A 20,883-nucleotide genomic window follows, 5' to 3' on the forward strand; every position below is an offset into this window, starting at 1 on the left:
CCGATCATGAGCACACTCGATCTCGGCTTCCTCGCCTCCCACGGCGGCAGCAGCATGCGTGCGATCGTCGGCGCGATCGCGGACGGCAGCCTCGATGCGCGGGCGCGCCTCGTCGTCGGCAACAACGGCGACGCGCCAGCATTGCAGTTCGCCCGAGACCACGGCATTGCCGTTCGCCACATCAGCGCGCGGACCGAAGGCAGCGAACAGGCTGCCGATCAGGCGATCAGCCGCGCGTTCGAAGACGGCGGCGTCACTTGGGTGGTGATGTCCGGCTACCTGCGCAAGCTCGGACCGGCGACCCTTGCCCGCTATCGTGGTCGCATTCTCAACATCCACCCGGCCCTCCTGCCGAAGTTCGGCGGTCAGGGCATGTACGGCCGCCGCGTCCATGAAGCCGTGCTCGCCGCCGGCGAGCAGATCAGCGGCGCCACCATCCATCTGGTCGACGAAGAGTACGACCACGGCGCAATCATCGCCCGGCGCGAAGTCCCCGTCCTGCCGACCGATACGGTGGACGACCTGCAACAGCGCGTCATGGCTGCCGAACCGCAGTTCTTTGTCGAAGTGCTGAGATCACTGGCGAGCGGCAGCCTTCCGGCGCTGGCGTGATCGACGCCCGAAGCTCAATCCTGACCTGAGGCCCGACGAGAAGCTTGTCTCACAGGCCTTGACCGCAAGCCGCAGCGCTCGCGGCATCGGCGCATCGCCCGATTGATCGGGCGGCGAAGGCCGTGCATCGGCACGACCCACAGGCGCTGCGCACATCATCCTGAACAAAAAAAAGACCCCGGAAAAAAGCTTGCCGGGGATCTCGGCGCATGTTGCGGAATTAGCCGACCTTGAGGTTCTCAGCCGACGCGCGACCACGGCTTTCCACCAGGTCGTACTCAACGACCTGGTTTTCGTTGAGTGTGCTCAGCCCTGCCCGCTCAACCGCGGAGATGTGCACGAACACATCCTTGTCACCTACGGAAGGCTTGATGAAGCCATACCCCTTGGTGGGGTTGAACCATTTAACGGTTCCCTTTGCCACGTCTGTCTCCTGCTCCTAGACACAAAAAAGCGACGCGACGCTGTTGCGCGTCACGCCACGACAAACGGGCTCAGTTTTTTTGTTCAGCGAATTTCGAGAGAACCACGAAACACACGGTCGAACGGCCGAACTCCGATTGCTCAACAATCCCAACATGAAAATCCTGCGTTAGCAAGACCCGCGGTTGCGCATCGTGTTGCCTGCACGCGTCGGAATCCTGCTTAAATGCAGGACATTCCTGTGTGGCAGCGCAACAACAGCGACGGTAATCCGCGTCCTTGTGCGATGCGGAAGCGTTGACCATCGACGGTAATTCAGCCCAAATCGCCCCATTGCGCAGCGGCATTGTGCCGGTTGGATCGATTGCAGATGAAGAGATTGTCTTCCTGGCGTCTGGCTCGGATGCGTCGATCGGCCGTGCGCACGCTCGGTGCGTCGGCGATAGGCATCATGGCCGGCGCAGCAACCGCTGACGCCGCATGCCTTTGCAGCGGGCCGCCGACATCGCCACCGCCGGCGCCACCTTCGTCACCGCCCGTGGTGCCGCCGACGCCCGCTTTGCCACCAGGCCCCAACAGCACCGATATCGAAACACAGTTCGCGTCTCACCAGGCCCTGTTCGATCTCGGCACCAACTTCCTCCGCCGGCTTGGCAACCAGTCGACCTGGGGCACCAACGCCGCGCTGAACCGCAATCCCGGCGGCGGCGGCGCGTCCGAAGACACCACGCCGCAGACCTTCCGCAGTTGGGCTGAATTCTACGGTATCTCCGCCCGTACCGATCCGCAGGGCACGTTCACCGGCGACCATCGCCGCACCTATGGCGGCGTCGCCGGGATCAGCGCGACGGTCCTCCCCGGCCTCAATGTCGGCATGTCGGTCGATCGCAGCGAAACCAGGATCGACATGCCGGAAGCGCTGCAGAGCGCCAAGCTCGGCCTGACCCAGCTCGGCTTCAACGCCTCCTACTCGCTCGGCAACTGGACGCTCGCAGGCGCGGTGGTCCATGGCTGGGGCGACATCAGTTCGCAGCGGGGAACGATTGCCGGCATTGCAATGTCGAACTACCACGGCGAACTCGACGGCCTGCTCGGCGAGCTGAGTTACTATTGGGCGCTTGGACAGAGCCGCGTCGTGCCCAAGCTCGCAGTCGAGTACGTCCGGGCGCGGACCGACGGCTTTCAGGAAACCGGGGGCTTCGACCCGGTCGCGGCCGCACAGGCGAGCGGCGAGCGCACACGCGTGCTGCTCGGCGCCGAGGTCGGTCACTACTGGATCATCGACAGCAAGGTGCTCGACGTGTCCGGCTACGGCAAGTTCGTCGACAACGTCGCGCAGAACCTGAGCCCGATCAATGTCAGCGCCAACGGCCAGACCATCACCGTCCAGGGCATCCGCGAGAGCACCTACGGCGCCGACGCCGGCGCCGGCGTGTCCTACGGACTGAACAACGCCCTACGGCTGTATGCCAATTACGACGGCAAGTTCCGTGGAAACTTCACTTCGCACCAGGGCACGATCGGGCTCGAAGTAAAGTGGTGAGCCCCATGATCAGGGTGCGCCCTGCACGCGACTAGACGGCATCACCCGAGCTGACGGAGGCTGTCGCATGCTCGGCCTGGGTGCGCAGCTTGCGGCGTCGCCACAGCCCACCCCAGACGAGCACGATCACAGCCCCGAGCAGTGCCAGCACGAATTCGCCGAGCGGCTCGCTGAACATCGCCTTCTTGCTCGCGCCGAAAACCGCCGACACCGCATCGATGTTGAGGGCGATCTGGCCGTCGAGCAGACCATGCAGGATCGGATGAACCGCAGCATCGGTCGCGATGACGTCGCCGGCGATCCAACCAAGCAAGGCCGCGCCCAGCCACACCAGCACCGGCAGGCGGTCGAGCAGCGCCATGATCAGCGCCGCACCGGCCACAATCATCGGAATGCTGATCACGAGGCCGAGGATCAGCAGCAGCACGCTGCCATTGGCAGCCGCTGCGACGGCGATGACGTTGTCGAGGCTCATGATGATGTCGGCGACCGCGACGATCTGCACCGCCGCCCAGAGGTTGGCCGCGGACTTGACCTCTTCATCGTCGTCTTCGGGCACCAGCAGCTTGGCGGCGATCACCACCAGCGCGAGACCACCGATCAGCTTGAGGTAGGGCAGCGACATCAATGTCGCGACGATACCCGTGAAAATGATGCGCAGGAATACGGCGACGCCGGCGCCGAGCACCATGCCCCAGAACCGCTGGCGCGGATCGAGGCCGCGGCACGCCAGCGCGATGACGAGCGCGTTGTCGCCGGACAGCAGAACGTTGATCCAGATGATCTTGGTCAGGGCGACCCAGAATTCCGGCCGCCCGATCTCGGCCGTCCAGCTGCCATCGGACAGTCCAGCCAGCGCATGCGTCAACCAGTCCACCGCAAAGCTCCCCCCAGAGCGACCCGCAAGCGATCAGCGACGGTCGAAAGTCGGCGATGGCCGGCCCGCAGGCACGGCCACCGTCATGATTGTACAGGCAGGATCAGCCGACGATTTCGTTGCCGGAGAAGAACTGGGCGATCTCGATCGCTGCGGTCTCGGCCGCGTCCGAACCATGCACGGTGTTCTCGCCGATCGACTTGGCGTGCACCTTGCGGATGGTGCCCTCAGCCGCCTTCGACGGATCGGTCGCGCCCATCACGTCGCGGTACTTGGCGATTGCGCCCTCGCCTTCCAGCACCTGCACCACCACCGGGCCCGACACCATGAAGTCGACGAGCTCGCCGAAGAACGGGCGCGCGCTGTGCACGGCATAGAACGTCTCGGCCTGGCCGCGGGTCATCTGGATCCGCTTCTGGGCGACGATACGAAGACCGGCCTGCTCGATCAGCGCGTTGACCGCACCGGTGATGTTGCGGGCAGTCGCGTCGGGCTTGATAATCGAGAAGGTGCGTTCAATCGCCATGATGACTCCTGGTCGGCTGTTGGGAAATTCCGGCGCTTATAACGGCGCGCCTGCATCCCGGCAAGCCGGTTCCGGTCATCGAAACACCGCCCCGGAGACGACATGCCCCGTTCGCGGCAGCCTTTGTTACCGCGATTTCATCAAACTGAACCGCATCTGAACCCACCGGCGCACTGCCGTTCAGCTGCGACAGAATAGCCTTCTGGCCATGAACCTCGCCAACGACCACGGCGACGAAATTGTGACGGGGCTCACTTCTGACCCAGCCGGCCCGGCCGGCAACCCGAACGACAGGAGACGATCATGTTTCGCAAGTTTGGCTTCGCTCTCGTGGCGGCACTCTCTCTTGGCGTCGCCGCTCTGGCTCCCACGTCCGCCTCCGCCTGGGGTGGCCATGGCTGGCATGGTGGCTGGCACGGCGGGTGGCATGGCGGCTGGGGCGGCCCACGCTTCTATGCCGGCGGCCCGTACTACTATGGCGGGTATGACGGCTGCTATGTGCGCCGGCTGGTTCCGACCCCGTGGGGCCCCCGCTGGCGGGTGGTGAACCGCTGCTACTGATCAGGACGTTCGATTTCCTCCCGACGACTTGAGCCCGGCCGTGATCACGGCCGGGCTTTTTTTGCGGCGGGCTCCCTGCGCCTGGTCGTCCGGGTGCGCAGCACGGTACGCCTGGGCGCGGAACCCGGCGTATTTTACTCAATCTTTACCTGTCGGGACTGTGATGCCCGCATCGGGCGAAACCAAGCCTGCGGCAAGATCATTGTCGCACCGACACGTCAGGTTGAGGAGCCCATCATGGCGCGCCAGGTCGACGACTTGAATCGGATGGAACGCGGAACCGTTATCGCGGTTGGCCGGGCCGTCGGCGAACGGCTGCGTGCGGCGCTCGCGCCGGAGACCACCCCCCTCCCGCCGCGCCTGCAGGGTCTGCTCGACGAGATGCGACGAAGCGAATCCGACACCGATCCCGCCTCCCGCTGACCGTACAACGTGCTCCGGCGCGGAACGCCGGATGCGAAAACGGGTTGCGTTTCATCGGGCGAGCGGTGAAAACGCCGCATGCTCTCCATCAACGACATTTCGATCCGCCTCGCCGGACGGCTGCTCATCGACCAGGCCACGGTGCAGATCCCGCCGGGCGCGCGGGTCGGGCTGGTCGGGCGTAACGGCACCGGCAAATCTACCTTGTTCAAGGCCATCCGGGGCGAACTCGCGACCGAGTCCGGGAAGATCACCCTGCCGCCGCGCTGGCAGATCGGCAGCCTCGCGCAAGAGGCGCCGAACGGTCCGGACAGCCTGATCGACGTCGTGCTGCGCGCCGATGTGGAGCGCCACGCGCTGCTGGCCGAATCCGAGACGGCGGAAGATCCGCATCGCATCGCCGAGATCCAGACCCGCCTCGTCGACATCGACGCCCACTCAGCCCCGGCGCGTGCAGCAGCCATTCTCAGCGGCCTCGGATTTTCGACCGCCGACCAGGCCCGCCCGTGCGCCGAGTTTTCCGGCGGCTGGCGGATGCGTGTCGCGCTGGCATCGACATTGTTCGCCCAGCCCGATCTGCTGCTGCTCGACGAGCCGACCAACTACCTCGATCTCGAAGGCACGCTGTGGCTGGAGGATCACCTCGCGCATTACCCGCGCACCGTCATCATCATCAGCCACGACCGCGATCTGCTCGAGACCTCCGTCGACCAGATCCTGCATCTCGAGCAGGGCAAGCTGACGCTCTACCGCGGCACCTACTCCTCGTTCGAACAGCAGCGCGCCGCGCGGGCGATGCAGGACGCCAAGATGGTCAAGCGCCAGGAGGCCGAACGCAAGCGGTTGCAGGCGTTCGTCGACCGCTTCAAGGCCAAGGCCTCCAAGGCGCGCCAGGCGCAATCGCGCGTCAAGATGCTGGAGCGAATGCAGCCGATCACGGCGCTCGTGACCGATGAGGTGCGCGAGATCAACTTCCCCGCGCCGGAGAAGATCCTGTCGCCGCCGATCATCGCCGCGGACAACGTGACGCTCGGCTACGAACCCGGCAAGCCGGTGCTGCAACGCGTCACGCTGCGCATCGACACCGAGGACCGCATCGCCCTGCTCGGCTCGAACGGCAACGGCAAGTCGACCCTGGTGAAGCTGCTGGCGAACAAACTCAAGCCCGTCTCGGGCAACATCGTGCGCGCCGACAAGCTGGCCATCGCCTATTTTGCCCAGCACCAGCTCGACGAACTCGACGAGAGCGGCACACCCTACAGCCACGTCCGCAAGCTGATGCCGGAAGCTCCGGAAGCCAGGGTGCGCGCCCGCACTGGCGCCATTGGCTTCTCATCCAAGGCAGCCGACACCGAGGTCGGCAGCCTGTCCGGTGGCGAGAAGGCCCGCCTGCTGCTTGGGCTCGCGACGTTCTTCGGCCCGAACATGATCATTCTTGACGAGCCGACCAACCATCTCGACATCGACAGCCGCGCGGCGCTCGCCGAAGCGATCAACGAGTTTCCTGGCGCTGTCATCATGGTGTCGCACGACCGCTACCTCATCGAGGCCTGCGCTGACCAGCTTTGGGTCGTGGCGAACCGTGCGGTGACACCCTACGACGGCGACCTCGACGACTATCGGCGTTCGGTACTGTCGACGCGCAGCGGCAAGGAACCGGCACGCGACGGCGCCGCGCCGGAGCGCGAGCGGGCCCGGGCGGACGATGCACCGCGCAAGCCGTCTGACAAGCGTCCGCTCAAACAGAAAATCGCCGAGGCCGAAGCCGAGATGGCGCGGATCGGCGATATCATCGCCAAGATCGACGCCGCCCTCGCCATGCCGGACATTTTCACCCGCGAGCCGGACAAGGCCGCCCAGCTCGCCAAGGCGCGCGCCAATGCTGCGGCCGCGCTCGAACGCGCCGAAGAGGCGTGGCTGGATTTCAGCGCATCCTACGAAAACGCCGGCTGAAGCATCGCAGCGACCGTCAGGTCGCCGCCCGCTTCCTGCCCTTCTTGCCCGGCCTGGCTGCCGGCTCGGGCGCCGCAACCCCCTGAACGTCGGTCAGGCGGCCGGCCGTGAAACGATAAATGCCGGCGCGCGGGCCACGCGAGTAGGTCAGCACCGCGACGCGATCGCCGCGCTCGTTGGCCGACAGATTGACATTGTCAGGGGCGCCGATCGCACGGGCGACATCGCACTCGGTGTGGCCCAGCGCCACCGACCCGGTCGAGGCCGGCTGCCCCTCGGCCAGGGCATTGGCATCGGCCGGCGCCATGCCCGGACAGGCGCCATCGGCGCTGATAAGGTCAGCCTGAGCGACCGGCGCGGTCGGGCTGAGCGGCGGCGTCTCGATCGACACCGCTCGGTTGAACATCCTGGCCGGCCGCGAAAACCATTCCTGGTCCTTCAGCGAATAGTCGGACAGGCTGGCGCCGCAGCCCCCAAGCACGGGCGCCGTGACGAGCAGCAGCAACACTCCGTTCCGCAACGCACGATGTGATTTCACGATCGGTCTGTTCCCACGTCAGTCTTCAGACTGCGCCCTCCGCCAGCCTGCCGGCTGTCCCCCGGGACGGCGCGTCCCTCATTGAAGCAGAGCCTCGCCCTGCGCAACCCAATTTCAGGCCGATATCAGCGATCGACGGCCGTTCCCATCATTGATTTGAGGCACCACCATGGCCGACCGCAAGCAGTCAGGCCAGAATTCATCAACAATATTAATGTTGACACCCCCCAGCGACAGGCGGGTCCACCCGCCATGCGCTCTCGGATCATTCAGCCGGCCACCAGGACGGTCAACGCTTCTGCCAGCGCCCGCGCTCGTCGGCCTGCCAGTAGGTGACATCGAACCCCCTGGCCTTGCTGTCGGACCAGGCCTTGCGCGCGGCCGCCAGGGCATCATCGTCGTTGCCATCGAAGATCAGCACCAGGCGATCGTAACTGCCGGAATCCTCCGGCAGCGCTGCGTTGTCGACGAGGAAGCGAACGTTGGCGCCATTGAGATTGGCAGCCGCGGCAACCAGAATGACCGGCTGCTCGGCAGCATCATTGTCCCGCCACGTGCCATGCGGCAGGAACGCGTCGTCGCGATACGTCCAAAGATGCGCGTCGAGCGCGTCCGCACGCTCCTCCGACGCCGTCTGCACCATCACCCGCCAGCCGCGCGCGAGCGACTTCTCGAGCAGCGGCGGCAGGACGTTTTCCAACGTCATGTCCTGCAGGTGATAAAACAGCACTTCGGTCATCGCGCAGCCTCGCGTGCCGGCGCGCCGTCAGCGCCGCGGCTCGTAGTGGTCCGCGACCAGGCGATCGAGCAGACGGACGCCGAATCCCGATCCCCAGCTGGTGTTGATATCGCTCGACGGTGCGCCCATGCCGGTGCCTGCGATATCGAGATGGGCCCACGGCACATCGTCGACGAAGCGCTGCAGAAACTGGGCCGCCGTGATCGATCCGCCATTCCGGCCGCCCGTGTTCTTCATGTCGGCGAAGCGCGAGTCGATCTGCTTGTCGTACTCCGGTCCCAGCGGCATCCGCCAGACACGCTCGCCGGTCTCCAGTCCCGCCGCGGTCAACCGCTGGGACAACTCGTCGTTGTTGGAGAACAGGCCGGCGTGATCGGTGCCCAGCGCAACCAGGATCGCACCGGTCAGCGTCGCCAGGTCGACCATGAACTTCGGCTTGAACTTCCTGGCGACGTACCAGAGCACATCGGCGAGAACGAGACGGCCTTCGGCATCTGTATTGATGATCTCGATGGTCTGCCCGGACATCGACGTGACGATGTCGCCGGGACGCTGCGCGTTGCCGTCCGGCATGTTCTCGACGAGGCCGATCGCGCCGACGACGTTGACCTTCGCCTTGCGCGAGGCCAGCGCGTGCATCAGGCCGACCACGCAAGCTGCGCCGGCCATGTCGCCCTTCATGTCTTCCATGCCGCCGGCCGGCTTGATCGAGATGCCGCCGGTATCGAAACACACGCCCTTGCCGATGAAGGCCACCGGCTTGTCACCGCTCTTGCCGCCGTTCCAGCGCATCACCACCATGCGACCGTCATGGGTCGAGCCCTGGGACACGCCGAGCAGCGCGCCCATCCCGAGCTTGGTCATCGCCTTGACGTCGAGAATGTCGACGCGCACGCCAAGCTTGCGCAGTTGCGCTGCGCGACGGGCGAACTCGACCGGAAACAGCACGTTCGGCGGCTCGTTGACGAGATCGCGCGCCACCAGCACGCCGTCGACGACCGAATCGGGATGGGCGAATGCCTTGCGGGCCGCCGCGACATCCCCCACCGCGACCGAGACGGCCATGCCGCCCTTGCCCTCGTCGTCTTTCTTCTTCGTCTTGTAGCGGTCGAACTTGTAGGCGCGCAGGCGCACACCCGCGGCGATCGCCGCCGCACGGGCCGGCGCCAGCGGACCATCCGGCAAATCCGCCAGGACGGTCACCGCCTCGCCGCCGCCCTTGAGCCGCCCGGCGATCGCGCCGCCGAGCCGCGTATAGTCTTCATCCTTGAGGTCTGCGGTCTTGCCAGTCCCGACCACGATCAGCCGGTCGACCTTCAGCCCTTCCGGCGCCAGGATGTCCAGCACCGAGCCGTTCTTGCCCTTGAAGCGGCTGGCCGCGGCCGCCCGCTTGATCACCGCCTCGGCGGACGCGCCCAGCACCTTGCGGCTCGCACTCCCAAATTTCAGGGTCTCGTCACAAAGCGCCACCAGGACGCCACGCGGGCCGGCGGAAAACGGAACAAAGCCGACCTTGACGGCGTCGGGCATGGGAAACCTCCAGAAAAACGGGACCAGCCGCCGGACTGCGAGAATCCGGCCGGGTTCATCACTATGACCCGGCCGCCCGCGCCATGCCAAGCCGCGCCGCGGCCGCAGCTGGCCTACACGCGCGCCGCCGGGCGTGGCGCGATCGCCACGGATGCAAATTATTAACCATCAGCAACACCCGATCACGTCCCGGCCATTTTGTTGACCAATCAAAGAGATACTGTTGAGATAGCGTATGGCATGGAAACGCTGCACTCCCGCGGTTGGCGAATGGGTATTCGCTTGGGAGCAAGGTCGAATCCAACCGTGAAGACGGCATATGGGGATTGGGTTTCGCGGGTATCGATGGGGTCGATCGACGATTTTTCTGACCGGTCGACGGGGATGTCGGCGCGGCGAGTCATGGTGGTCCGGTCCTGTGGGCCGGCCAGCAAGCGTTTTGCGTAAGGCTGGATGACGCCATGATCGCCAACACGCTCGCGCGTTATTTTGCCGGCCGCTTCCTGCTCGCGACGCTGTCCGTTTTCGTCGGCATCTTCCTGCTGGTGGTCTTTGTCGATTACATCGAGCTGATGCGGCGAACTGCCAGCATCGCCACCGCTTCCGCACTGTTCGTCGCCCAGACTTCCCTGTTCCGCGTGCCGCAGTTGCTCGAGCGTCTGATGCCGTTCTGCGTGCTGGTCGGCGCGATGTCCTGCTACCTCACTCTGTCGCGCCGGCTCGAACTGGTGGTGGCGCGCGCCGCGGGCATCTCCGCCTGGCAGTTCATGACCCCTGCCATCCTCAGCGCGCTGATCCTCGGCGTCGCGGCAACCGCCATCTACAACCCGATGTCGGCGAGCATGCAAGAACAGGCCAAACAGATGGAGGCCGAGCTGTTCGGCGACCGGCAGGGTCTGCAGGATGCCTCCGGCTTCTGGGTCAACCAGGTCACGAGTGAAGGCCAGAGCATTATCAATGCCGCCAACAGCCAGGAGCAAGGCGTCCGGCTCACCGGTCTGACAGTGTTTCGATTCGCCCCTAATGGCGAGTTCAGGGAGCGAATCGAGGCGCGCGAAGCGGTCCTCGAACAAGGCGTTTGGCGCTTCCGCGGCGCGCGGCGCTACACCCTGAACGACCCGCCGCAGGAACAGGATACCCTTCTGCTGAGCACCAATCTGACGCCGGCCCAGGTCCGAAACAGCTTTTCGACCCCGGAAACTGTGTCTTTTTGGCAACTCCCCGATTACATAAAATCGTCCGCCAGTTCAGGACTGGCCACAGCGGGCTACCGCCTGCAGTATCAGAAGCTGCTTTCGCGGCCGTTTTTGCTGGCTGCGATGGTGCTGCTGGCCGGCGCCGTGAGCCTTCGCTTCTTCCGGTTCGGCGGCGTGCAAAAGATGGTTTTGAGTGGCGTGGCTTCCGGCTTTCTGCTCTATGTCCTCTCGAAAGTGACTGAGGATTTGAGCAAGGCCGAGCTGATGCCACCTATCGCTGCGGCGTGGTTGCCCGTGTGTGTGGGCGGCCTCACCGGTTTTTTGGCCTTGTTGTACCAGGAGGACGGGTAGTGGCCGTTGTCGCCGCCCGCCATAGTGTGACGTACCGCCGTCGGCGGCGCACGGTCGTGCGCTGCCATGGGATCGTCATGCGTGTCGTTGTTCCCTTTGCTGCGGCGCTTGCGTTCGCGGTGGCGTTCGATGTTGCGACGGTGACCCCGTCCGCGGCGCAGAGCTTCACGTACAATCCGCAGCCGCCCCGGCCGCGTCCGCCCCAGCGTCCCAACGACGGGCAGATGCTCGTCCAGGCGACCGAGGTCGACTACGACTACAACAACGAGCGTGTGGTGGCGGTCGGCAACGTCCAGATCTACCACAACAGCACGACGGTCGAGGCGGACAAGGTCGTCTACGACCAGAAGACCAAGCGCCTGCGCGCCGAGGGCAACGTCCGCATGACCGATGCGGACGGCAAGATTACCTACGCCAACGCGATCGACCTCAGCGACGACTATCGCGACGGCTTCGTCGATTCGCTCCGTCTCGACACCGCCGACCAGACGCGGATGGCGGCGACACGCGCCGACCGCACCGAAGGCCGCTACACGGTCTTCCAGAACGGCGTCTACACCGCCTGCGCCGAATGCCGCGACAACCCCAAGAAGCCGCCGCTGTGGCAGGTCAAGGGCGCGCGCATCATTCACGACCAGCAGGAGAAGATGCTGTATTTCGAGGATGCGCACCTCGAATTCTTCGGCGTTCCGCTGGCCTATCTGCCCTATTTCTCGACGCCCGATCCGACGGTGAAGCGCAAGTCTGGCTTCCTGATCCCGTGGGGCATGCAGAGTTCGGCAACGGGCCTCGGACTTGAGATTCCGTACTACTGGGCGCTCGCCCCCGACTATGACATGACGCTGACCCCGCGGATCACCACGCGGCAAGGCGTGCTGATGCAGGCCGAGTTCCGCCAGCGTCTGATGAACGGCGCCTACGAGATCCGCGGCTACGGCATCGATCAGCTGAAACCGGATGCTTTCTCCGGCACCACCGGCGATCGCCGCCTGCGTGGCGCGGTCGAGACCCATGGCCAGTTCGCGCTGAACGACAAGTGGGCGTGGGGCTGGGATGGCACGCTGATCAGCGACAAATCGTTCTTCCAGCAGTACAATCTCGCCGCCTTCAGGAATCCGATGCAGTCGTTCCTGACGACGCCGACCGAAGCGACGTCGCAGATCTATCTGACCGGCGTCGGCAACCGCAGCTACTTCGATGCGCGGATGCTGTACTATTACGGCTTCGCCGCCGCCGACGTGCAGAGCCAGTTGCCGATCGTTCGTCCGGTGATCGACTACTCGAACGTCCTCAACCGTTCGGTGCTGGGTGGTGAATTCAGCTACAAGGGCAACTTCACTAGCCTGAGCCGCTCAACCGCCGATTTCGAGCCGATCTCGGCCAATGCGGTTGCCAACGGCTGGTGCTTGCCGACCTCGGCCGACCCGACCAAGCTGATGCCCGCCAACTGCCTGCTGCGCGGCGTCCCCGGCGACTACACCCGCCTGTCCGGCCAGGTCGACTGGCGCCGGTCGTTCACCGATCCGCTGGGCCAGATCTGGACCCCGTTCGTCTCGCTGCGCGCCGACGTCATCAGTGCATCGATCACCGACCAGCCGGGTGTCTCCAACTACGCGACGACAGGCGACACCAACACCGTCCGCCTGATGCCGGCTGTCGGCCTCGAGTACCGCTATCCGTTCATCAACGTGCAGCCGTGGGGCACCACCACCGTGACCCCGATTGCCCAAGTGATCGTGCGGCCGAACGAGACCCACGCCGCCAGCCTGCCCAACGAGGATGCGCAGAGCCTGACCTTCGACGCATCCAACCTGTTCAGCGTCGACAAGTTCTCGGGCTGGGACCGCGTCGAGGGCGGCGGCCGAGCCAATGTCGGCGTCCAGGCCAACACGCAGTTCGATCGCGGCGGTTCGGTCAATGTCCTCGTCGGCCAGTCCTACCAGTTGTTCGGCCTGAACTCCTACGCCGTGCGTGACCTGACCAACACCGGCATTGACAGCGGTCTCGACAAGGCCCGCTCGGACTATGTCGCCCGCGTGACCTATCAGCCGAACCGGACCTACACGTTCTCGGCGAGCACCCGCCTCGACGAAGCAACGATGAACGTGCAGCGCCTCGAGCTTGAGGGCAGCGCCAGCTTCGACCGCTGGTCGGTCAGCATGATCTACGGCAACTACGCGCCGCAGCCGGAACTCGGCTACCTCACCCGTCGTGAGGGCATTCTGACCAAGGGCAGCGTCAAGCTGACCTCGAACTGGGTGGTGTCCGGCGGCTTCCGCTATGACCTGCAGGCCGACAAGATCAACCAGTACATCATCGGCGCCGGCTATGTGGACGACTGCTTCGTGCTGGCGGTGAACTACATTACCGACTACGCATATACCTCTCTGACGACACCGACCCCAACTCTCGATCATCGTGTGATGGTGCAGATCGGACTGCGGACCATCGGCATGACGTCGTTCAACCAGAGCGTTGGAACTGGGCAATAGAGCCGCACCGGGTGCCATGGCGGGACCACAAAGTTCTCCCATTGGAGTAGGCCTGACGACATCCAGACCGGGAACTCACGGGTACCAATGATGATTGCGATCTCCTTGCCTCGCCTGGCGCGCGTCGCAGCCGCCGCGGGCGTTGTCCTGATCGCCGCGACGGCCGGTGCGACGCCGTCGCGCGCCCAGAACGTCGTGCTGATGGTCAACGGCGAGCCGATCACCAATTTCGATATCGAGCAGCGCGGCAAGCTCGATGCGCTGTCGACCCACAAGATGCCGCCACGCGATCAGATCATCAACGAGCTGATCGACGACAAGGTGAAGATCAAGGAAGCCAAGAAGTACGGCATCGATCCCACCGCCTCGGAAGTCGATGCGATCTTCGCCTCGATGGGCTCGCGCATGCGCCTCAACGCCGATGGCCTCACGGCGGTGCTGGCGCGCTCCGGCATCCGGGCCGAAACGCTGAAGAACAAGATGCGTGCCGACAGCGTCTGGACGAGCCTTGTGCGTGGCCGCTTCAAGGACAGCCTCGTGGTCAACGAGAAGGACGTGCAATCCGCGGTCCTGATCAAGGGCGACGAGAACTCAAAGGCGACGAGCTACGAATACAACATGCGCCCGATCGTGCTGGTGGTGCCGCGCGGCGCCGGCGCCGGTGCGCTGGATGCCCGCCGCCGCGAGGCCGAAGCCCTGCGCAGCCGTATCCAGAGCTGCGACGAGGCCACCAGCATTTTCCGCACGATGCGTGACGCGGCGATCCGCGACAACGTGATCAAGACGTCTGCCGATCTCCCCGCGCCGCTGCGCGCGCTGCTCGACAAGACCGAGATCGGCCACCTGACGCCGCCGGAAGCCACCAAGCAGGGCGTCGAGATGGTGGCGCTGTGCTCGCGCAAGCCGACCACCGCCGACACGCCGGAGAAGCGCGAGCTGCGCGACAAGATGTTCATGCAGAAATTCGAGGCCAAGTCCAAGGCCTACCTGCAGGATCTGCGCAAGGCGGCGATGATCGAGAAGCGCTGATGCAGCGCGACCGCGAGAGCCGTGTCAGGATCGTCCGCCGCCCACCGGAGATACGGGAGCCGTGACGCGACCGCTTGCGCTGACTGTCGGAGAGCCTGCCGGGATCGGCCCTGACATCGCCATCGCCGCGTGGCTTCGACGCGCCGACGACCGGATCCCGCCCTTCTACCTGATCGGCGACATCGACTTCATGCGCGGCCGCGCCGACGTCCTCGGCGCCGACGTCACCTTCGAGGCGACCATCCCCGACCAGGCCGCCGCGGTCTTCCCCGGCGCCCTGCCCGTCGTGCCGACGGGCCATCGCATCACGGCGCGCGCCGGCCATCCCGATGCCAGCAGTGCGCCGGCGGCGATCGCAGCCATCCGCCGCGCCGTTGCCGACGTCGAGGCTGGCCATGCCGCCGCCGTCGTGACCAACCCGATCGCCAAGAGCGTGCTCTACCGCGCGGGCTTCAGCCATCCCGGACACACCGAATTCTTGGCCGAACTGTCGCGCCGCGACGGCATCACGCCGCTGCCGGTCATGATGCTGTGGTCGCCGACGCTCGCCGTGGTGCCCGTGACCATCCACGTGCCATTGCACAAGGCGATCGACATGCTGTCGACGGAACTGATCGTCGCGACATGCCGCGTGCTGGCAACCGATCTCAAGCGCCGCTTCGGCCTCGCCAACCCATGCATCGCGCTCGCCGGCCTCAATCCGCACGCGGGCGAAGATGGCACCATCGGCAGCGAAGACCGTGCCATCATCGCTCCTGCCGTGGAGATCCTGCGTCGCGAGGGGCTCGACATCCGCGGCCCGCTGCCGGCCGACACCATGTTCCACGAGGCGGCACGCCGGACCTACGACTGCGCCGTCGGGATGTATCACGACCAGGCCCTGATCCCGCTCAAGACGCTGGCGTTCGACGACGGCGTCAATGTCACGCTCGGACTGCCGTTCATCCGGACATCGCCGGATCATGGCACCGCCTTCGATATCGCCGGCAGCGGGCGCGCCAATCCGTCCAGCCTGATCGCAGCACTGAAGCTCGCCGCGCGCATGTCCGCGGCTGCCGGCACGGCATGAGCGCGATCGACGACCTGCCGCCGCTGCGCGACGTCATTCGCCGCTACGAGTTGTCGGCCCGCAAGTCGCTGGGACAGAACTTCCTGCTCGATCTCAACCTGACCTCGCGGATCGCACGCGCCGCAGGCCCTCTCGACGGCGTCACCGTCATCGAAATCGGTCCGGGACCCGGCGGCCTGACGCGGGCCCTGCTCGCCGCCGGCGCGCGGCGGGTCATCGCGGTCGAGCGCGACGAGCGCGTGCTGCCGGCGCTTGCCGAGATCGCCGAGCGCTATCCCGGACGGCTGCAGGTTGTGGCCGACGACGCCATGCGCTTCGATCCGCGCCCGCTGCTCGCCGCCGGCGAGCCCACGCGGATCGTCGCCAACCTGCCCTACAACATCGCCACACCGCTGCTGACCGGCTGGCTGTCGGCCGAGCCCTGGCCACCCTGGTTCGAGATGCTGGTGCTGATGTTCCAGCGGGAGGTCGCCGACCGCATCACCGCCGCCGTCGACGAGGACGCCTACGGCCGCCTCGCCGTGCTTGCGAACTGGCGCGCCGAGACCAAACGGTTGTTCGACATCGCACCGTCCGCCTTCGTACCGCCGCCGAAGGTGACCTCGTCGGTGGTGAGGCTGGTGCCGCGCGCCGCGCCCGAGCCATGCAATCTCCGCGCGCTCGAGCAGGTCACCGCGGCGGCTTTTGGACAGCGGCGAAAGATGCTGAGACAGAGCCTCAAATCGCTCGGCGTCGATCCTGCCCCTCTCACGGAATTCGCCGGTATCGATCCGACACGTCGCGCCGAGACGATACCGATCAGCGGCTTTGTTGCCATGGCCCGAGAATTCATCAATATAAAAAAACACAACTGAAGTTCGCCAGGGAAACGCTCCATGCCGCTGATGCGCCGCCAGTCACTCGTCAAGTTCGATGCTCCGCTCTGCGAAACGATCGTCGACACGCCCGCGCCGAGGGGTCGCGAGGTCCTTGTCCGCATCGAACGCTGCGGCCTGTGCCACTCCGACCTGCACATCCAGGATGGCTACGCCGACATCGGCAACGGCAAGCGTCTCGACACCACGCGCGGCATGACGCTGCCCTTCACGCTCGGCCACGAGATTGCCGGCACGGTCGAGGAGGTCGGCCCCGACGGCACGAAGAGCCTGATCGGCGCGCGCAAGGCGGTGTTTCCGTGGATCGGCTGCGGCGAGTGTCCGGACTGCGCCCACGGCGACGAGAACCTCTGCGCTAGGAACCGCTTCCTCGGCGTCTCGATCGACGGCGGCTTCGCCACCCATGTGCTGGTGCCCGACGAGAAGTACCTGCTCGATTTCGATCCGCTGCCGATCAATCTCGCTGCGACGCTGATGTGCTCGGGCGCGACCGCCTATGGCGCGCTGAAGCGCCTTGTCGACCGCCCCCGCCAGCGCAACCTGCTGCTGATCGGCCTCGGCGGCGTCGGCATGATGGGCCTGTCGTTCGCAAAGGCGATGTTCAAGCAGCCGGTCTCGGTCGCCGACCTCAGCGCCGCGGCACGCGACACCGCCCTCAAGAACGGCGCGTCGTTCGCCTATGATCCGACCGAGCCCGATGTCATCAAGCGCATCCTGAAGGAGACCAACGGCGGCTTCGACGAGATCGTCGATTTCGCCGGCAACGAGAAGTCGATGGCGTTCGCGGTCTCCGTGCTCGCGCGCGGCGGCAAGATCGCGGTGTCGGGTCTGATGGGCGGCACCTTCAGCATCCCGCAGGTGCAATGGATCTACAAGCGCATGACCATCGAAGGTTTCATGACCGGCACGCTGGAAGAAGGCCGCGAGCTGATGGCGCTCGCCCGTGCCGGCAAGATCACGGCGCCGCCGATCAGCGAAGAGCCGATGGGCGACGTCCAGAAGTGGATCGATGAATTGCGCGCCGGCCACGTCGTCGGCCGCATCATGCTGGTCAACTGAAGCACACCAACGCGACCTCGACGCAAAGCGCGGCCCGGCTCGCCCGGCCGCGTTTTTTATTGTCCGAGCTGCTTCTGCAGATCGCGCACGAACGTGGTGAGGCCGGTGCGGCGCTCGCGCTTGAGACGCTCAGCCTTGAGGATCGACTGGATCTCGGCGAACGCCTCCTCCACGTCGTAGTTGATGACGATGTAGTCGTACTCCGCCCAATGGCTGAGTTCATGGGTGGCGCGGCTCATGCGGCCGCGGATCACCTCGGCGGAATCCTGCGCGCGGGTGTGCAGCCGCTTCTCGAGGTCTGCCGCCGAGGGCGGCAGGATGAACACGCTGACGACATCGGCCCGCGCCTTCTCGCGCAGCTGCTGCGTGCCCTGCCAGTCGATGTCGAACAGCACGTCCTGGCCGGACGACAGCGCCGCCTCGACCGGCGCCCGCGGGGTGCCGTAGCGGTTGTCGAACACGGTCGCCCATTCCAGCAGTTCGTCGTTGCGCACCATCGCCTCGAAACGCGCATGGTCGACGAAATGGTAGTCACGACCGTCGAGCTCTGCCGGCCGCTTGGCGCGCGTCGTCGCCGAGACCGACAGGCTCAGGCCGGGAACGCGATCCAGCAGCAGGCGTGACAACGTCGTCTTGCCCGCGCCCGACGGAGACGACAGCACGAACATCAGCCCGCGCCGCTCCACGCCCTTGATGCCCTGCCCGCCGCTCATGTCCTACTCCAAATTCTGGACCTGTTCACGGAACTGCTCGACGACGTTCTTCATCTCGAGCCCCGTGTTGGTCAATTCGATATCGTTGGCCTTCGAGCAGGTCGTGTTCACCTCGCGGTTGAACTCCTGCGCGAGGAAGTCGAGACGCCGGCCGATCGCGCCGCCCTTGCGCAGCAGGTCGCGCGACTGAGCGATGTGAGAAGCGATACGGTCGAGCTCCTCGCGGATATCGGCCTTGGTCGCGATCATCAGCGCCTCCTGGCTTAGCCGATCCGGATCGAACCGCTCGGAGGTCTCGAGCAGCGCCGCGATCTGTTCGGCAAGGCGCGCCCGCACCGCCTCCGGCTTGCGCCCGGGGGCCGCATCCGCGCGGGCGGTGAGACGTTCGATCTCGTCGAGGCGCTGGCCGAGGATCTGGCCGAGGGCGACGCCCTCGCGCCTGCGCATCTCGACCAGGCTGGTCAGGCCGGTCTCGAACGCGGCGAGCACCGCGGTGCGGGCAGCCTGGTCTTCGGCCTCGTCGCTGTCCGGCTCGACGACCTCGATCACGCCCTTCACGGCAAGCAGCCCGTCGATGGTCGGCGCCGCTGCGCCGGTCTTCGCCGACAGCTCTCCGGCGACCTTGAGGATCGCCGCCAGCACGTCCTCGTTGACCCGGACCACCGAAGCCGCGCTGACGCGCTTCACCGTCAGATTGGCGTAGACCGTGCCGCGTGAGAGGACCTCGGTGGCGCGTTTGCGGACGACCTGCTCGACCTCGTCCCAACCGGGCGGCAACCGCATGCGGAAGTCGAACCCCTTGGCGTTGACCGATTTCAGCTCCCACTCGAAACTGTAGGGGCCGCTGCTGCCATGGCTTCTCGCAAAGCCGGTCATACTCGACAACGCCATTCATAACTCCGGTTTCGCGATCCCCGCGGGCCGTTTCGGCCCGCTGCGGGTCATCGCTCGTTGCCAACGCGACCGCATGACGCCGGTCTCGGAGGAACCGGATCGGGCAGCCACAACGCGATTGAAATTCGGCGGGACTGTATCCGTGCCCGCCAGGGCTCACAAGCCGGCCACGAACGCTACTGCTCCACGGCCTCCGCAGGAGCCGCTCCGCCCTTGGCGCTGACGGCGGCCCGCTTGGCGTTGCCGCCCTTCTTCTTGGCCGGCGCAGGCTTTGCGGGCGCCTGGTCGGCCGCCGATGGCGCACTGTCGGCCGCAGCAGGGGGCGAGGCGGCCGGCGGCTGGTCGTCGCCGGGCTCGACGGTGTCGTTCTGCTGCTGCTTCTCGATGGTGCGCAGCTTGGAGACGTTCTTCTGATGCTGGTCGTAACTCTCGGAGAACGCATGTCCTCCGGTGCCGTCGGCGACGAAGAACAGATCGCGCGTGCGCGCCGGATTGGCGGTCGCCTCCAGCGAGGCGCGGCCCGGATTGGCGATCGGCCCGGGCGGCAGTCCCTCGATGACATAGGTGTTGTACGGCGACGGCTGCTGGATCTCGCTCCGCTTGATCGGGCGCCCCAGCGTTCCCTTGCCGCCGACCAGACCGTAGATGATGGTCGGGTCAGACTGCAGCTTGATCTTCTGGCGCAGGCGATTGGCGAATACCGAGGCGACGCGGCTGCGCTCGTCGGCGCGCCCGGTCTCCTTCTCCACGATGGAGGCCAGGGTCACCAGTTGCTCGGGCGTCTTGACCGGCAGATCGGGGCTGCGCCGCTCCCACACCTCGGCCAGCACGCGCCGCTGCGCCTGCTGCATGCGCTGGATCACCTGGTCGCGCGTCGTGCCACGGGGAAACTTGTAGGTCTCGGGAAGCAGCGTGCCCTCGCGGGGCAGCTCCTTGATCTGGCCGGCAAGAATGTCGTTCTCGAGCAGACGGGCGACGATCTGTTCGGAGGTCAGGCCTTCGGGGATGGTGAAGGAGTGCTGCACCACTTTGCCGTCGACGATGGTGTTGATGACGTCGCGCAGGCTCGCGTTCTTCTGGAACGCATACTCGCCCGACTTCAACTCAGAGCGCGCCTTCATCGCGATCACGCCGCCGAAGAAGGCCCAGCGATTGTTGTCGATGACCCCTTCGCGCTGCAGAATGTCGGCGATGTCACCCATGCCGGCGCGCGAGGGAATGTTGACAATCTTGTCGTCCTTCAGCGGTCCCGCCGCCTCGAGCTTCTGCCGCCCGTAGACATAGGTGCCGCCAACGCCGAGCATAGCGATCAGGATGATGGTGATGATCGCGTTGCCGGCCACCACGAACGGATTGCGTGCCCGCGCCGAGCGCTTGGGCGGCGGCGGCAGCTGTTCAGGCTCCAGCGCCGCGCGCGGGCTCTTCGGTGAGATGGGCGGTCTTTCACTCATCGATGCAACCTGAATCCCGTCGATTCGAT

20 protein-coding genes are annotated in these 20,883 nt (G+C 65.7%); 11 read left to right on the top strand and 9 right to left on the bottom strand.

The genetic code is table 11. From position 1 onward, the window contains the following. Positions 1-6 precede the first annotated feature (6 nt). Positions 7-612 (top strand): phosphoribosylglycinamide formyltransferase, encoded by a 606-nt coding sequence (gene purN, locus JQ639_RS01830; RefSeq protein ID WP_211969737.1) that lies wholly within the window; start codon positions 7-9, stop codon positions 610-612. A gap of 220 nt (positions 613-832) precedes the next feature. Here purN and JQ639_RS01835 read toward each other — a convergent pair whose 3' ends face one another. Beyond that, a complete protein-coding gene (locus JQ639_RS01835) occupies positions 833-1,036 on the bottom strand; it encodes a cold-shock protein (RefSeq protein WP_211969736.1) in 204 nt (67 codons plus the stop codon). A gap of 558 nt (positions 1,037-1,594) precedes the next feature. Between JQ639_RS01835 and JQ639_RS01840 the strand changes: the two genes are divergently transcribed. Then, on the top strand, positions 1,595-2,578 hold the full coding sequence (locus JQ639_RS01840; RefSeq protein ID WP_249123582.1) for an autotransporter outer membrane beta-barrel domain-containing protein: 984 nt from the start codon (positions 1,595-1,597) through the stop codon (positions 2,576-2,578). Between the two features lie 31 nt (positions 2,579-2,609). Here JQ639_RS01840 and JQ639_RS01845 read toward each other — a convergent pair whose 3' ends face one another. Together JQ639_RS01845 and ndk are read right to left on the bottom strand one after the other, a co-directional pair. Then, entirely contained in the window at positions 2,610-3,446 is an 837-nt protein-coding gene (locus JQ639_RS01845) for a YjbE family putative metal transport protein (protein WP_249123608.1), read from the bottom strand. 112 nt (positions 3,447-3,558) lie between these two features. Then, entirely contained in the window at positions 3,559-3,981 is a 423-nt protein-coding gene (gene ndk, locus JQ639_RS01850; protein WP_211969733.1) for a nucleoside-diphosphate kinase, read from the bottom strand. A gap of 303 nt (positions 3,982-4,284) precedes the next feature. Here ndk and JQ639_RS01855 point away from each other — a divergent pair, with 303 nt between their 5' ends. From JQ639_RS01855 to JQ639_RS01865, 3 genes are all read left to right on the top strand, one after another. Beyond that, positions 4,285-4,542 (top strand): sulfur globule protein precursor, encoded by a 258-nt coding sequence (locus tag JQ639_RS01855; protein ID WP_211969732.1) that lies wholly within the window; start codon positions 4,285-4,287, stop codon positions 4,540-4,542. A 237-nt stretch (positions 4,543-4,779) separates the two neighbouring features. Continuing rightward, the gene (locus JQ639_RS01860) at positions 4,780-4,965 is read left to right on the top strand and encodes a hypothetical protein (RefSeq protein ID WP_211969731.1); all 186 of its coding nucleotides are present in this window, start codon (positions 4,780-4,782) and stop codon (positions 4,963-4,965) included. A 78-nt stretch (positions 4,966-5,043) separates the two neighbouring features. Then, positions 5,044-6,918: an ABC-F family ATP-binding cassette domain-containing protein gene (locus JQ639_RS01865; protein WP_211969730.1), complete on the top strand. Its 1,875-nt coding sequence runs from the start codon at positions 5,044-5,046 to the stop codon at positions 6,916-6,918. A 16-nt stretch (positions 6,919-6,934) separates the two neighbouring features. Here the strand turns inward: JQ639_RS01865 and JQ639_RS01870 are convergent, their stop codons facing one another. The 3 genes from JQ639_RS01870 to JQ639_RS01880 all read right to left on the bottom strand — a co-directional run bounded on the left by JQ639_RS01870 (position 6,935) and on the right by JQ639_RS01880 (position 9,725). Continuing rightward, positions 6,935-7,423: a hypothetical protein gene (locus JQ639_RS01870; protein WP_249123581.1), complete on the bottom strand. Its 489-nt coding sequence runs from the start codon at positions 7,421-7,423 to the stop codon at positions 6,935-6,937. A 322-nt stretch (positions 7,424-7,745) separates the two neighbouring features. Then, positions 7,746-8,195 carry a DNA polymerase III subunit chi gene (locus tag JQ639_RS01875; RefSeq protein WP_211969729.1) on the bottom strand — a complete coding sequence of 150 codons (450 nt, stop codon included), beginning with the start codon at positions 8,193-8,195 and terminating at the stop codon, positions 7,746-7,748. Positions 8,196-8,222: 27 nt separating this feature from the next. Continuing rightward, positions 8,223-9,725, bottom strand: a complete 1,503-nt coding sequence (locus JQ639_RS01880) for a leucyl aminopeptidase (RefSeq protein ID WP_211969728.1) — start codon at positions 9,723-9,725, stop codon at positions 8,223-8,225. Between the two features lie 461 nt (positions 9,726-10,186). Between JQ639_RS01880 and lptG the strand changes: the two genes are divergently transcribed. From lptG to JQ639_RS01910, 6 genes are all read left to right on the top strand, one after another. Next, positions 10,187-11,272: an LPS export ABC transporter permease LptG gene (gene lptG / locus JQ639_RS01885; protein ID WP_211969727.1), complete on the top strand. Its 1,086-nt coding sequence runs from the start codon at positions 10,187-10,189 to the stop codon at positions 11,270-11,272. 77 nt (positions 11,273-11,349) lie between these two features. Beyond that, the gene (locus JQ639_RS01890) at positions 11,350-13,764 is read left to right on the top strand and encodes an LPS-assembly protein LptD (protein WP_211969726.1); all 2,415 of its coding nucleotides are present in this window, start codon (positions 11,350-11,352) and stop codon (positions 13,762-13,764) included. A 90-nt stretch (positions 13,765-13,854) separates the two neighbouring features. Beyond that, positions 13,855-14,793 (top strand): SurA N-terminal domain-containing protein, encoded by a 939-nt coding sequence (locus JQ639_RS01895; RefSeq protein ID WP_371745176.1) that lies wholly within the window; start codon positions 13,855-13,857, stop codon positions 14,791-14,793. Between the two features lie 61 nt (positions 14,794-14,854). Further along, positions 14,855-15,862: a 4-hydroxythreonine-4-phosphate dehydrogenase PdxA gene (pdxA, locus tag JQ639_RS01900; RefSeq protein ID WP_211969724.1), complete on the top strand. Its 1,008-nt coding sequence runs from the start codon at positions 14,855-14,857 to the stop codon at positions 15,860-15,862. Beyond that, positions 15,859-16,716, top strand: a complete 858-nt coding sequence (gene rsmA / locus JQ639_RS01905) for a 16S rRNA (adenine(1518)-N(6)/adenine(1519)-N(6))-dimethyltransferase RsmA (protein WP_211969723.1) — start codon at positions 15,859-15,861, stop codon at positions 16,714-16,716. Before pdxA ends, rsmA begins: the two co-directional genes overlap by 4 nt. 21 nt (positions 16,717-16,737) lie before the next feature. Beyond that, positions 16,738-17,796, top strand: coding sequence for an alcohol dehydrogenase (locus JQ639_RS01910; protein ID WP_211969722.1), 1,059 nt, complete (start codon positions 16,738-16,740; stop codon positions 17,794-17,796). Between the two features lie 56 nt (positions 17,797-17,852). On the opposite strand, the gene gmk is transcribed toward JQ639_RS01910, so the two are convergent. The 3 genes from gmk to mltG all read right to left on the bottom strand — a co-directional run bounded on the left by gmk (position 17,853) and on the right by mltG (position 20,854). Then, complete coding sequence (gene gmk, locus JQ639_RS01915; protein WP_211969721.1) at positions 17,853-18,509, bottom strand: guanylate kinase; 657 nt, start codon at positions 18,507-18,509, stop codon at positions 17,853-17,855. 3 nt (positions 18,510-18,512) lie between these two features. After that, entirely contained in the window at positions 18,513-19,400 is an 888-nt protein-coding gene (locus JQ639_RS01920) for a YicC/YloC family endoribonuclease (RefSeq protein ID WP_211969720.1), read from the bottom strand. Positions 19,401-19,579: 179 nt separating this feature from the next. Then, complete coding sequence (gene mltG / locus JQ639_RS01925; RefSeq protein WP_211969719.1) at positions 19,580-20,854, bottom strand: endolytic transglycosylase MltG; 1,275 nt, start codon at positions 20,852-20,854, stop codon at positions 19,580-19,582. Positions 20,855-20,883: the final 29 nt, after the last annotated feature.

This window comes from Bradyrhizobium sp. U87765 SZCCT0048 (genome assembly GCF_018131225.1).
Taxonomy (GTDB): Bacteria; Pseudomonadota; Alphaproteobacteria; order Rhizobiales; family Xanthobacteraceae; genus Bradyrhizobium_A.